Here is a 13,230-nt window from a genome sequence, read left to right as displayed (position 1 = left end):
GATTGCCGCCAATCTCGGCCGACGCCGGTTCCTCCGATGGATACCAGATCGAGAGCGATAGAGGGCGTTCCTGAAGGGAGGTATCCTGAAGATAGGCGACACCTGCCACTTTCTCCGCCATGCAAGGCGCTGCACCCAAGACAAGAGCCAAGGAAAGGCAGAATTTCATACAAAGCTCCAAGCCCGGGAAACACAGTTACGCGCTTTAGCATGCGCTCGAGACACTTGCAGCTTCGTCCCTATAGCCACAGCACGCCAATTGAAAATCGTGCATGATCCCAAGCGCGCCACTGCGTGCGCTGGACAGCCTCTGGCCGGGGAGCCGGCAGACGTAGAAGTCTGCTGGCGATGACCATTTCTCGTCCGTCCGAAGCCCCAAGTGGAACGCGCAGGGACGGGTCGTTCTGCAGCTGCATGAGATCGCGGGCCGTCAAAGATGGCGGGGAGCCGTCATTCGCTGCGACGTGTACGGATGTCTGCTTTCGAGAAAAGTGCTCAGCATGGGTGTCTTCTCGGTCGTGCAAATCCCTTGTCGGACGTGAGGAGAGGCGGCGATGATGTCGCCTGCAGCGCAGACAATCGACATTTCGAAAAACGGCTACCTTGGCTTCTTCATTGCGGCACGCCGGAATTAAAAGCGTAGCGCACCTGATGGCGGTATTCGTTTTCAGGCAGGAGCACCGCTTTGGGAAATTCCGGCCTGTTGGGAGCGTCTGGCCAAGCCTGGGTTTCCAGTGCGACCCCGGCAAAAGGCTTGTATCTCTTGCCATCCAGACCAACGAGACCCGCCTCGGGGATATAGGCGGAGTCATAAACCTGGAGGCCGGTCTCCGTCGTTTCGACCGACATCGAAAGATCGCTTTCTGTGCTGCGTAGCCGCGCGACCGGCCGCAGGGGCTTCCGCGTATCAGACAGGCAGAAATTGTGATCCAAGCCGCGCCTGCCGATTTCCGATCGGGCGCGGAAATCGAATTTCGTGCCCTCCACGGGTCGGATCTCGCCGGTTGGGATTAAGTCGGCGTCGACAGGCAGGTAGGCTTCCGCATCAATTCGCAAATCGTGACGGGTAATGTCGGGGCCGCCATCGAGGTTGAAATACCCATGATGCGCAAAGGAACATGGAGTAGCGGCGGTTGTCGTGGCACGGATGTCGAAGCTGAGACTGCTATCTTCGGTAAGGCGTATCTCGACGCGAACGATCAGATGACCGGGAAACCCCATATCGCCATCTGCAAGATCGAGACGCATCGTGACGCTGCTCTTGGTCAATTCCTCGATGCTCCAGATCTTCTCGCCAGCACCAACCTCGCCGCCATGCAGGGCGTGTTTGCCCAGCCAATTGCGTGGCACGTGGTATTCCTGCCCATCGATTAGAAACCTGCCTTGCCTGATCCGGTTCGCGAAGCGTCCGACAAGCGCCCCGAAGTATTTCATAGTGCCGAAATATGGCTCGATTGATGGGGCGCCGAGCACGAGCGGGTGGGCAATCCCCTCGAGACGCAGATCCTGCACGGTCGCGCCATAGGTCAGGATATTGGCCTGCAGCCCTCCGCCTCGAAGCGTCACTCTGTGGACGGCGTGATTGTCGGGCGTTTGCCCGAAGGTTTCTATCTCTCGCGACATAGATGTCTCCCTGTCGTGCGGCGGTAAGTGTCCATGCGGCCCGCGGGATTCAACGCGGACTTGGGTGTTGCAGGCGCTGTCGGTTGCCCCGTGTTGCACGCGCGGCGCTTGCCGGGGCTGGGTTCTCATCAAGACGCAGGTCGGAGCCTCCGAAAGATCCGGTGGGTTTCGACATGGAGCGGCTACCTCTCCGCGCCCGGCGGTCGCCCTCCAAGATGCGATTGCCGGATTTCGATCGGCCCTTCGAGCCGAATGGCCTCGTAACTTGCCGCGCTGGAGCCCAAAAGCCTGCGCGCGCACCACTGACCCATTTCGCGATGCGGCAGCAGCACTGTGCTGAGGCGCGGTGAGAGATGCTGTGCAACTTCCTGATCGTCATATCCCATAACTCCTATGGTCTCGCCGATGCGATGCCCGCGCTCCTTGAGCGCCTCGTAGCAGCCGATGGCCATAAGATCGTTGGCGCAGAAGATGGCATCTGGTGGTCGTGCAGCTTCCAACAGAGCGACCGTCGCGGCATGTCCCCCGCTTGGCAGGAAGTTGCCCTCGACGATCAGGGTTGGATCAACCTCGATACCCGCGACGCTCAGCGCGCGCTTGTAGCCCTCTTGCCTCTGGATCGATGCATCCATCCAAGGCTCGCCAGTGATGAAGGCGATACGGCGATGGCCGACTTCGATAAGGGTCCGGGTGGCCAGTTCTGCGCCTCTCCGCTCGGCCGGAACGATCGAGGACACACGCCCGGTGGAATCGATGCAGTTCAACAAGACTGCCTTGTGCCGCGCCAGCGCATCAGGCGGTGCAATCTCACGCGTTAGGATTGAGGCGTAGGCGACGCCATGCACCCGGTCAGCGGCCCATTTATTGAGAACCGCCGTCTCGTGCGCGCGATCGCCGCCGGTCATCACCACCTCGACGATGACGCCCTGTTTCCAAGCCTCTTCCTGCAAACCCTCGATTGAGATGGAGGCGAAGGGGCTGGTGGCGATCTCGTCGAACATGAGGCCGATAACTCGGTGGCTCGTGCTGCTGATGGGCCGACCGGCAGCGCGCGAGCGATAGCCAAGTGCCTCGACTGCTTCAAGCACGCGAGCGCGCGTGTCCGCGCTGATGCGCATGTTCTCGGTTCCGCTGAGCACGAAGGATACGGTTGATTGTGAGACACCGGCCTCGCGTGCAACGTCCTTCATCGTGACCCGGGCGGTCTTTTCGTTGTTCGACGTCATTGCCTTCGCCCCTCATTCGCAGTCCGGTCCGGGTCATTGGAGCTTTCCACAAAACGCTAATGGACAAAACTAATAATTATTGCTAATAAATATTATCAAGTTGAGTCGCCGGGTGGAGGAGCCCGCGTCGAGGCTTGACGGGAGGATAAAATGTCAAAAGCCAAGTCTCCGCTCCGGCGGTTGAACGAAACGCAGTCCGCATATCTGTTGCTGCTGCCGTTTTTGCTGACCTATGGGTTGTTTCTGATCTACCCGTTTTTCCGCGGAGTCTGGATCAGCCTGCATGATTGGAACCTCCTGCAGGTCGCCTTCAATCCTGATGCCAAGCAATTCGTGGGCTTCGAGAACTATGTTCGTGTCATGTGGGGCCGGAATATCGAATGGAGCCCGTGGGCGCGGCCGGTTCTCCAGACATTGGGTCTTCTTGGCATCGCTGCTGCCGTCACGTTGAATCGGACCCGCCGCTTGACGGGCGCGACGGCCATCGCGCTCGGTCTTGCCGGGGTCGCGCTATTTCTGATTGCGGGCGTATATGCTGGGGAGGAAGGGCGCTGGTTCGACCGTCGCTTCTGGCCGACGGTAGGAAACACCGTTCTGTTCGTGGGGCTCACCGTGCCGGGCGTGACAATCTCTGCGCTTCTGATCGCTGCCGCGCTCAACCGTGAGACACGCGCAATGGGACTTCTGCGCACGCTGTTCTTCTTGAGCCAAGTCCTGTCAGTCACCGTCGTTACGCTGATCTGGCAAATCATGTTCTCGCCTCGCCAGGGTCTGATAGCAAACATTACAGAGCTGTCCGGCGGCTCGCCGATCACCTGGCTGACCGACGAGCGTTTCGCCATGGCGGCGATCGTGATCGCGACGATCTGGTGGTCCCTCGGGATCGCAATGATCCTGTTCCTCGCGGGACTTCAGGACATTTCCAAGGATCTGTTCGAAGCGGGCGCGCTCGACAATTGCACTGGCATACGGGCGTTCTGGTACATCACGCTACCGAACCTGAAACGAACCATCACGCTGGTGATCATCCTGCAGATCATCCTGCATTTTCAGGTCTTCGGACAGTCGCATCTGATGACCCAAGGTGGCCCAAATGACGAAACGCAAGTGCTGGTGCGTTACATCTACCAGACCGCGTTCCGCGACAGCGAACTGGGCCGGGCCTCGGCGATGGCAGTGTTCCTGTTCGTCATCATGGGCGCTTTTTCCATCGTGCAGTTTCTCGTCGGACGGGAGGAGAAGGACTGATGCTTTCGCGCAGCTATTACTGGCTTGTTCTCGCTCTTTCGATCCCGGCCTTCCTGTGGCTGGTTCCGACGATCTGGATGGTGTCGCTGTCTTTTCAGCCTAACGAGGTGCTGGCGCGAACAACTTCCTCCACCTTTCTCGGATTGGTGCCAATCCCCTTCACGGCAGAGAATTACGCCGCTCTCTTCGCGTTCGGGCAGACGCCGATGTGGTTCCTGAACTCGATCGTCGTCGCCCTGGGCATGACGCTGGGCGTGCTGGCCGTGTCGACAACGGCGGGCTACGCGCTGGCGCGGCTCGACTTTCCGTTCAAGACGCCGATCGCGGTTTTGTGCCTTATTGGCCTGATGGTGCCCGAGCAGGCGGTGTTCATCCCGCTCTACACGATGTTCTCCGATTTCGGCTGGCATAACAGCTATCACGCCCTGATCCTCCCGCGGATGGCAGTGCCCATCGGGGTCTTCCTGATGCTGCAGTTCTTCAAGGCGATTCCGAGGGACATCGAGGAGGCCGCGCGGCTTGAAGGTGTCAGCTGGATCCAGATATTTTGGCACATCATGCTGCCTCTGGCCCGGCCCGCGATGATGACGCTGGCAATCCTGACGTTCCTTTATGCCTGGAACGATTATCTCTGGCCGCTCGTCTCGGCGCAGCAGCGCGACTACTTCACCATCACGCTCGGACTGGCGTCCATCCAATCGAATTTCGCGCAATCGGAAGGGCTGGGTCGTGTCATGGCCTCGGGTGTCATCGCCTCGCTTCCGGTCGTGATCCTGTTCCTGATCTTCCAGCGTTACGTGGTTCAGGCCATGACCGCGGGCGGAAGCAAAGGCTGAAGCGGGGCGAAGCCCCAGCATAATATCCAAGGGAGGAGACCAAATATGAAACACCTGCTGACAGGAACTCTGCTGGCCTGTGCCTGCGCCTCGGCGGCGACGGCCCAGGACATCACATTGGGCCGCTTTTTCGGAGCCTGCGAAGATGCGGGCAACGACACCAAGGCCAGTGTCGGTGAAGCCTGCATCATCCAGTCGATCATCAACGCCGCAGACGCCGAAATCGAAGGCGTGTCGATCGAGACGCTGCCGACCGATTGGGGCAATTACTACGACCAGATCAAGGCCGCTTATGCGGGCGGCACCCCGCCGGACGTCCATGTCATGCACCGCCACAGGGTGCCTGAATTTGCGGGGTTCGGGGCGCTCGCAGCGCTGACCGAGGATGACCTTTCTGGCGCGGGGATCGATCCGGCGGATTGGACTGACAGTGCTCGTGATGCGGTCACCTATAACGGTGAGATCTATGGCGTACCGATGGATCTGCACGCCAACCTCTGGCATGTGAACATGGACTTGATGGCCGAAGCAGGTTTGGTCGAAAACGGCGAGCCTGTCCTGCCATCCTCACCCGAAGAGCTGTTGGAGCATGCGCGCCAGCTGAAAGAGGCGACGGGCCAGAATTATCTCGCTGCTGATTTCGCACAATTCCCGATCGGGGTGCGCCTTGTGCTCGCGCTCATGTGGCAACAGGGAGAAAATATCTTCTCCGAGGACGGCACCGCCACGATCGACAACGATGCCGCGCAGGTGGCGGTTGAGACAATCACCCAGCTCTTTGCTGAGGATTTGTCCAATCCGCAGCTGAACTACGCCGACAGTCAGCAATCCTTCCTCAACGGTGAGGCCGCGGTTCTGGTCAACGGCACCTGGGTTGTGGACTTCTACACCGCGGAGGCCGCGAAGGAGGAGACCGGGCTCGACAATTACTATGCCGCCGATTTCCCGACCCTATTCGGGGAAGGTGCGACTTGGGCGGACAGCCATATCTGGGTCATTCCCTCGCCGGTGAAGCAGGATGCCGAGAAGTATTCGGCCGCGCTGAAGGTGCTGGCCTTCATCAACGAGCACAATGTTGATTGGGCCCGGACCGGCCACATGGCAGTGCGCAATTCCGTGCTTGAAAGCGATGAATATGCCGCTTTGCCACACCGGACTGAATATGCCGGGACAGCCGACATCGCGCGCGATACCCCGCCCGCGGAGAACTACGGCGCCATTCAGGACGTTTTGAACCGTGAGCTGCAGGCGATCTGGCTGACGGACAAGCCGGTCGATGACGCCCTCGCAGATGCCAATATCGAAGTTCAGGATCTGCTTGATCGCTGATGCCACAACGGCCGCCTCGCTGTTTTGTGCGGGGCGGTCATTTCCTGCTGCGGAGGAGTTGAGATGTTACCTTGGTCGCGCCAGAAAGCCCGTGCCTGGCACGATGCGCAGCCGTGGATCTGCGGATGCAATTTCCTGCCATCGAGTGCAGTGAACTTCCTCGACATGTGGCACAAGGACAGCTTCGATCGCGACACCATTTCGCGGGAGCTGGGTTGGGCCGCAGCGTTGGGCTTCAACGCTGTGCGGGTCAACCTGCATTCGCTCATTTGGGAGCACGACCGTGCGGGCCTTCTCGCGCGGGTCGAATGGTTTCTCGAGGCCGCCTTGGCGCAAGGAATCCGAACGGTGCTCTGCCTCTTCGATGACTGTGGCTTCGGCGGCGCTGAGCCAGTCTACGAAGCGCAGCCCGACCCTTCACATGGCGTGCATAACAGCCGTGCAGTGGCCAGCCCGGGCCGCGCGACCGTGATGGATCGTGAAGCGTGGCCCATGCTGCAACGGTATGTCAGCGACGTACTCATGCAGTTTCGCGCAGATGAGCGCATTCTTTTCTGGGATCTCTATAATGAACCCGGCAACCGGATGATCTTTTCGGCGGAGGGCTTCGATCACTTCGATGAAGCCCTGATGCCGCATAGCCTTGCCCTGATGATTGCTGCCTTCGACTGGGCGCGCGGGGTCGGACCGACGCAACCGTTGACCGTCGGCGCTTGGATGACCCCGCAAGTAGGCAGCGACGAGGTGCCGTTCCAATCCGAGATCGACCGCCGCGCTGTGGAATTGTCGGACATCGTCACCTTCCACGCCTATTGCAATGCGTCTTCCGCAGCGCGTTTCATCGACCATCTCGAAGCGCATGGCCGTCCGATCTTCTGCACGGAATGGATGGCGCGCCCAATCGACAGCCGGATCGAGGATCAGCTCCCGCTCTTTCGCAATCGGGGTGTCGGCTGTTTCCAATGGGGCTTTGTGAAGGGCCGGACGCAGACACATCTGCCCTGGCCCGAGGCGCTGGTCGTGCAGCATGGCGGCCACGCAGACCGACGGATCTGGTTCCACGACATCCTGCATACTGACGGGGCGCCCTATGATCCGACGGAGACTGCATTGATCCGCAAGCTCACCGGCGCCTCGTATCCTGCAACAATAGACTGAGAGAGGACGCAGCATGTCCCGCGTTGAACTGTCCCAAGCCATCAAGCGCTACGGTGCAACTGAGGTGATCCACGGCATCGACCTGGAGGTCGACGAGGGCGAATTCTGCGTCTTTGTCGGCCCCTCAGGCTGCGGCAAGTCCACGCTTCTGCGCATGATCGCAGGGCTCGAGGAAACCTCGGACGGCACCATCCGCATCGGTGCGCGTGACGTCACCCGCGTCGATGCCGCTGACCGCGGCGTCGCCATGGTGTTCCAGACCTACGCCCTCTATCCGCATATGACCGTTGAGGAAAACATGGGCTTTGGCCTGCGGATGAACGGCCACGCCAAGGACGAGATCAAGCAGAAGGTCGACGAGGCCGCCGGGATCCTCAAGCTTGAAGAGTACCTCTCGCGCAAACCGAAAGCGCTCTCGGGCGGGCAGCGTCAGCGGGTGGCCATCGGCCGCGCAATCGTGCGCGGCCCGGAGGTGTTTCTCTTCGACGAGCCGCTTTCGAACCTTGATGCGGAGCTGCGCGTCGATATGCGGGTCGAGATCGCTCGCCTGCACAAGGAGATCGGCGCGACGATGGTTTATGTCACCCACGATCAGGTCGAGGCGATGACCCTGGCCGACAAGATCGTGGTGCTGCGCGCGGGTTATATCGAGCAGGTCGGTGCGCCGATGGATCTTTACAACAACCCTGATAACCGCTTCGTGGCGGGCTTTATCGGCTCGCCGTCGATGAATTTTCTGCGCGGGACTGTAACGGCGGACGGCGTCGAGGTGCCGGGGCTTGGCCGGACCCTTCAGCCGCAGGTTACCTTGCCGCCTGAAGGCACAGCGGTTCAGATCGGCATTCGTCCGGAACACCTCAAGCTTACCGATGGCACCGCGCTTCGGGTCGACCTAACCGAGGCGCTCGGCGGCGTGTCCTACGCCTACCTGGTGGCGGAAACCGGCGAGCGCATGATCGTGGAGGACCGCCGGAGAGAACGCATCGGCAAGGAGGACCGTGCGGACGTCACGTGTGATCCCGGCGACATCTTCGTGTTCGATGCGGAAACCGAACAGCGGATCCGCTGAGCTGGGCGCACTGAAACGACCTCAAGGATAGGTTCGACTATGTCTCAGAACATCCTCGTCTGCGGCGGTGCCGGGTATATCGGCTCCCACATGGTGCGGCTGTTGCGCCGCAGCGGCCATGCGGTCACGGTTTTTGACAACTTCTCGCAGGGGCATCAGGCGGCGCTTCCGGACGACGTATCGGTCATCGAAGGCGATTTGTGCGACCCGCAGGCCCTGGTGCGCGCCTTCGCCGCCGGGCCCTTCGATGCGGTCTATCATTTCGCGGCTCTGATCTCGGTCGGCGAGTCGGTAACCGCGCCGGACCTCTACTATCGCAACAACGTGGTTGGCGCGCTCAATCTGCTCGACGCCATGCGGGGGGCGGGCTGCGACCGGATCGTATTTTCCTCGACCGCCGCGATCTTCGGCAACCCGGAAACGGATCTGATCGACGAGAGCCACCGCCGCGCGCCGCTCAATCCATATGGCTGGTCGAAACTGATGATGGAGCAGATCCTCGCCGATTATGCCCAAGCCTTTGGAGTCCGCTCAGTCAGCTTTCGGTATTTCAATGCCGCGGGCGCGGACCCCGCGGGCGCGATTGGCGAGGCGCACGATCCGGAAACCCACTTGATCCCCAATATCCTTCTCTCAGCGATGGGGGTCCGACCTGGCCTTGAGATCTTCGGCGATGATTACGACACGAGAGATGGGACCTGCGTGCGCGACTACATCCATGTGAACGACATCGCGTCCGCACATCTGGCCGCGCTCGACCTGATGGATGCGGAACCGGGGGCCCACGCCTTCAATCTCGGAAACGGCCGCGGCTTCACCAACCTTGACGTGATTGATGCCGCCCGAGAGGTGACCGGCCGGGATATCCCAATGCGGGTCGGCCCGCGACGTCCGGGCGATGCGGCCATGCTTGTCGCCGACAGCACCAAGGCACGCAATCGGCTGGACTGGACACCGGAGCTGCCTGACATCCGGGACATCATGAAAACCGCGTGGACATGGCATCAGGCCCCGGCCTATGGGCCTTTTGCTGTGGAGCGCACCGCAGAAAGAATTGCAAAATGACGGATGTCGATACCCTTTCAGAACGGCCGCACCGCCGCTTCAATCCGCTGCGGGACGAATGGGTTTTGGTGTCTCCGCATCGGGCTAAGCGTCCCTGGCAGGGCCGGTCCGAGGACACGGCGCCCGACTTCACCCCGGCGCATGATCCGACATGTTATTTGTGTGCGGGCAACACCCGCGTAAACGGCGCGGTCAATCCCGACTACCGGGGTGCCTTCGTGTTCGACAATGATTTCCCGGCTCTTCTTGACGAAAGCATAGAGGTTACCTCTGAGCCCGATCCTCTTTTCCGGGCGGGACCTGCGCGCGGGACCGCACGGGTGATCTGCTTTTCGGAGCGTCACGATCTGACCCTGCCGGAGCTGCCGGTACCCGCGATCCGCAAGGTCGTCGATCTTTGGGCATCTCAGCTCGAGGAGCTGGGCGCCCAATACGAGTGGGTCGCGATCTTCGAAAACAAGGGAGCGGTCATGGGCTGCTCAAATCCGCATCCACACGGTCAGATCTGGGCGTCCGATTTCCTGCCCAACGAAATTGTCCGCGAAGACGATGCACAAAGGGCATACCTGCAGGCGCACAGGACTGCGCTGCTCGCTGACTACGCCGCACGCGAAGGCGCCGACGGGGCCCGGATTGTTGAAGAAAACGACCATTGGATCACCGTCGTCCCGTTCTGGGCGGTCTGGCCGTTCGAGACATTGGTGCTGCCCAAACGGCATGTTCAGCGGCTGATCGACTTGACCGATGCAGAACGCGACGCGCTGGCAGAGCACCTCAAACGGCTCTGCACCCGGTATGACAACCTGTTCGAGACCAAGTTCCCGTATACGATGGGCTGGCACGGCGCGCCTATGAGCGACGGCGATCACGGACATTGGCAATTGCACGCGCATTTCTATCCGCCCTTGCTGCGCTCGGCGACGGTGCGCAAATTCATGGTTGGCTATGAGATGCTGGCGGAGGCGCAGCGCGACCTGACTGCCGAAACCGCGGCCGCCCAGCTGCGCGAGCTGTCCGCCACCTGCCATTTCACGAACAAGGGGTCCGCCCGATGAGCCACACCCTGAAAAATAGGGCCATCGCGGCCTACAAAGCCCGTTTTAAGGCAGAGCCCGCGGCAAGTGCCTTCGCGCCTGGCCGCGTGAACCTTATGGGGGAACATACCGATTATAACGGCGGATGCGTGCTGCCCGTCACGCTTGATCTCGGCATAGGGATCGCGCTCGGGCCCGCGGGACGTCCCGGCGAGGTCCGCTTGGTCAGCGACGGTTTCGCCGGAGAAGAGGTCCGCCGCGTGGGGGAGGGCGCCTCGGGAAGCTGGAGCGATTACGCGTTCGGCGCGCTGCTCTCCGTGGCCGAGACCGCCATCAAAGATGACGGCTTGTGTGTTGCTGTAACCAGCGATTTGCCGTCGGGCGCCGGATTGTCGAGTTCCGCTGCGATCGAGGTGGCCGCGATCCGAGCCGCAGGGGCCTTTCATGGGAAAGGTCCGGATCCGGTCGCGACGGCCATCATCGCCCGGTCGGTAGAGAACGACTTCGTCGGAATGCCCTGCGGTGTCATGGATCAGTTCGCCGTCTCCGTAGGCCATCCGGGCTCGGCGCTTTTCCTCGATACCGCCACCTTGGCGCATGAGGCTGTGCCCTTGCTCGCGGACCATAACTTTGTGGTGGTTCATTCCGGTGTCAGTCACAAATTGACCGACAATGGCTATGCGCTTCGGGTTCAGGAATGCAGCCAGGCCTGCGCAGCGCTCGGCGTGGATGCACTTGGTGAATTGGGCCTCGATGCACTCGAAAGCATCGCAGCTCTTCCCGAGCCTCTCGCACGACGCGCACGCCACGTGGTCACGGAAAACGCACGGGTTGCTTCTGCGGTGTCTTCGATGCGGGAAGGAGATCCTGAAACGCTTGGGTCTCTGATGCTCGCAAGTCACAAATCTCAGCGTGATGATTACGACGTGTCCGTTCCGGAGGTCGACGCATTGGTTGAAGGTGTCATGGCCTTTGAGGCCACGGGCGCGCGCCTTACAGGGGGTGGCTTTGGAGGCTCGATTGTCGCGCTGGTTCGTTCAAATCGTGTCGATGAGATCGTTGATCAACTTACCCAAAATCTGCCAAAAGCTCGACTCCTTGCTACGATCGATGAAGGATAAGTTCATCTCGGCTGCATTGCACACAAGCGTCGTCCAGCCGACCGACGCATTGCAAATTTGATTTGTAGCATAGGTCTTTCCGGCCCGGCGGCAGGATCAATTGCATTCGGAAAGCCCTCCCGTGTTTGCCTGAGCTGATCTTCCATAAATAAATGCACCAAATGCACCAAATGCACCAAATGCACCAAATGCCCAAAGCTGTCGCTCCCGGCAGGTTTGGCGAATGCCCGCTCTGGGCCGCTCGCTTGACGCGGTCGGCGCCCAGTTCAGAGGCAACGGAGGTGATCCGCGCGGCGACCTCCGCATCAGTGCTCCGGACGCCCTTGGTCGCCGGCTCGTGCTGCCGGTGGTGAAGCGGTTTCTCGAGAAATGGCCGGAGGTGCAGGTCGAGATGAGCCTCTCGGATGGGGTGACGGACCTCGTTTCGGACGGGGCGGACCTCGCCGTACGGATCGGAGTGAGTATGCCGAACCCCGGTCTGATCTGTCGGACCCTGCGCCAGGAACCTTTGGTGCTCTGCGCCAGTCCTACCTACCTCTCCCGCACCAACCTCCCGACGCGCGTCGAGCATCTAAGTCGACATGCTCTGCTGTTTCATACCAGCCAGAACACGCGGCAGAATTGGCACCTGAAGGAAGCTGATGGCACATGGGTCCGGGCCAGCGGACGCTCCCGCCTGCGACTTGATTCCGGCGAAGCTCTCAGGGAGGCGGCATTGGCGGATCTGGGCGTGGCGCTGCTGCCGAAATGCATCGTTCAAGGCGACCTGGCAGATGGGCGCCTGCAAAGGGTTTTGCCGGAGGGCGACACGGGATCAGTCGAGATCATGGCGCTCTATCCGCACAAGCGCATGCTCGAGGCGAAGGTGCGTCACTTCGTGGATATGCTCGCCGCGGATCTTGCAATCTGAGCGCTGCATCGATCGGATCGGGATCGGCGCGAGACCGACGACCCAGCGGTATGGCAAGCGAGGATTGACTCCTCCCGGTCCAACGATGCCCCCGCGCTGCGCAGGTCCGGAAGGTTCGCCATGCCGCAGCTAAGCCAATCCGCGGATAAGGTCAGAAGTGAGCCCATACTGACCCTGCGCGGCTGGACAGACCTCGCTCGTGCAGCAGACACACTGCGATGCGGTCGGTTTCGAAGATCGCTTGCCGGCCTGCCCGGCGCTGCCTCGCGGCTCCATCGGACCAGTTATTCGTATGTCGCGAAGCATCCACGCCGCGCGCGCGGCGGCTACGCCGACATTCTGTCGTTTGCTGCATTTGCAGTTCGCGCTGACGTTCGCGGCGGCAATCGAGGCCAGTCGCCGTCCGCAATCAACGGCAGTGTCCCAACGAACGGAGTAAGATGCCGCGCGTCTCGCTGAAAGGCGCGATTGAAATAATGGAACCCTTGGTCTTGGCGACCCCCAATCGGCACAGGAGTAGCGTTTTCCAACATGCGCCTTCTTCGGTCAGTGTCACCCCAACGTCACGCGGGCTTGTTAGCCGGGTCGGGAACGTAACTGAAAGGAGATAA

General features: G+C 60.8%; 11 protein-coding genes. 9 read left to right on the top strand and 2 right to left on the bottom strand.

What is annotated here, in order from left to right; all coding sequences use genetic code 11:
* Window positions 1–612 precede the first annotated feature (612 nt).
* A complete protein-coding gene (locus BM171_RS17475) occupies window positions 613–1,623 on the bottom strand; it encodes an aldose epimerase family protein (protein ID WP_093015547.1) in 1,011 nt (336 codons plus the stop codon).
* Window positions 1,624–1,805: 182 nt separating this feature from the next.
* Window positions 1,806–2,849, bottom strand: coding sequence for a LacI family DNA-binding transcriptional regulator (locus BM171_RS17470; RefSeq protein WP_093015544.1), 1,044 nt, complete (start codon window positions 2,847–2,849; stop codon window positions 1,806–1,808).
* Window positions 2,850–2,999: 150 nt separating this feature from the next.
* On the opposite strand from BM171_RS17470, the gene BM171_RS17465 reads away from it, so the two are divergent.
* The 9 genes from BM171_RS17465 (at window position 3,000) to BM171_RS17425 (ending at window position 12,619) form a co-directional block, all read left to right on the top strand.
* Window positions 3,000–4,097, top strand: coding sequence for a carbohydrate ABC transporter permease (locus BM171_RS17465; RefSeq protein WP_217646750.1), 1,098 nt, complete (start codon window positions 3,000–3,002; stop codon window positions 4,095–4,097).
* A complete protein-coding gene (locus BM171_RS17460; RefSeq protein WP_093015541.1) occupies window positions 4,097–4,933 on the top strand; it encodes a carbohydrate ABC transporter permease in 837 nt (278 codons plus the stop codon). The genes BM171_RS17465 and BM171_RS17460 overlap by 1 nt, the downstream gene beginning before the upstream one ends.
* Before the next feature lie 45 nt (window positions 4,934–4,978).
* Window positions 4,979–6,262: an extracellular solute-binding protein gene (locus tag BM171_RS17455; RefSeq protein WP_093015537.1), complete on the top strand. Its 1,284-nt coding sequence runs from the start codon at window positions 4,979–4,981 to the stop codon at window positions 6,260–6,262.
* Window positions 6,263–6,325: 63 nt separating this feature from the next.
* Window positions 6,326–7,420: a glycoside hydrolase 5 family protein gene (locus BM171_RS17450; protein ID WP_093015534.1), complete on the top strand. Its 1,095-nt coding sequence runs from the start codon at window positions 6,326–6,328 to the stop codon at window positions 7,418–7,420.
* 13 nt (window positions 7,421–7,433) lie between these two features.
* Window positions 7,434–8,489: an ABC transporter ATP-binding protein gene (locus tag BM171_RS17445; RefSeq protein ID WP_093015531.1), complete on the top strand. Its 1,056-nt coding sequence runs from the start codon at window positions 7,434–7,436 to the stop codon at window positions 8,487–8,489.
* 39 nt (window positions 8,490–8,528) lie between these two features.
* Window positions 8,529–9,554, top strand: a complete 1,026-nt coding sequence (galE, locus tag BM171_RS17440; protein WP_093015529.1) for a UDP-glucose 4-epimerase GalE — start codon at window positions 8,529–8,531, stop codon at window positions 9,552–9,554.
* Window positions 9,488–10,609, top strand: coding sequence for a UDP-glucose--hexose-1-phosphate uridylyltransferase (locus BM171_RS17435; protein ID WP_245760322.1), 1,122 nt, complete (start codon window positions 9,488–9,490; stop codon window positions 10,607–10,609). The genes galE and BM171_RS17435 overlap by 67 nt, the downstream gene beginning before the upstream one ends.
* A complete protein-coding gene (gene galK / locus BM171_RS17430; protein ID WP_093015523.1) occupies window positions 10,606–11,709 on the top strand; it encodes a galactokinase in 1,104 nt (367 codons plus the stop codon). The genes BM171_RS17435 and galK overlap by 4 nt, the downstream gene beginning before the upstream one ends.
* Before the next feature lie 223 nt (window positions 11,710–11,932).
* Window positions 11,933–12,619 (top strand): substrate binding domain-containing protein, encoded by a 687-nt coding sequence (locus BM171_RS17425; protein WP_093015520.1) that lies wholly within the window; start codon window positions 11,933–11,935, stop codon window positions 12,617–12,619.
* Window positions 12,620–13,230: the final 611 nt, after the last annotated feature.

Source organism: Roseivivax halotolerans (assembly GCF_900115815.1).
Classification (GTDB): domain Bacteria; phylum Pseudomonadota; class Alphaproteobacteria; order Rhodobacterales; family Rhodobacteraceae; genus Roseivivax; species Roseivivax halotolerans.
Note: the sequence above shows the minus strand (reverse complement) of the source record. Positions and strands in the feature narration are given on the sequence as shown.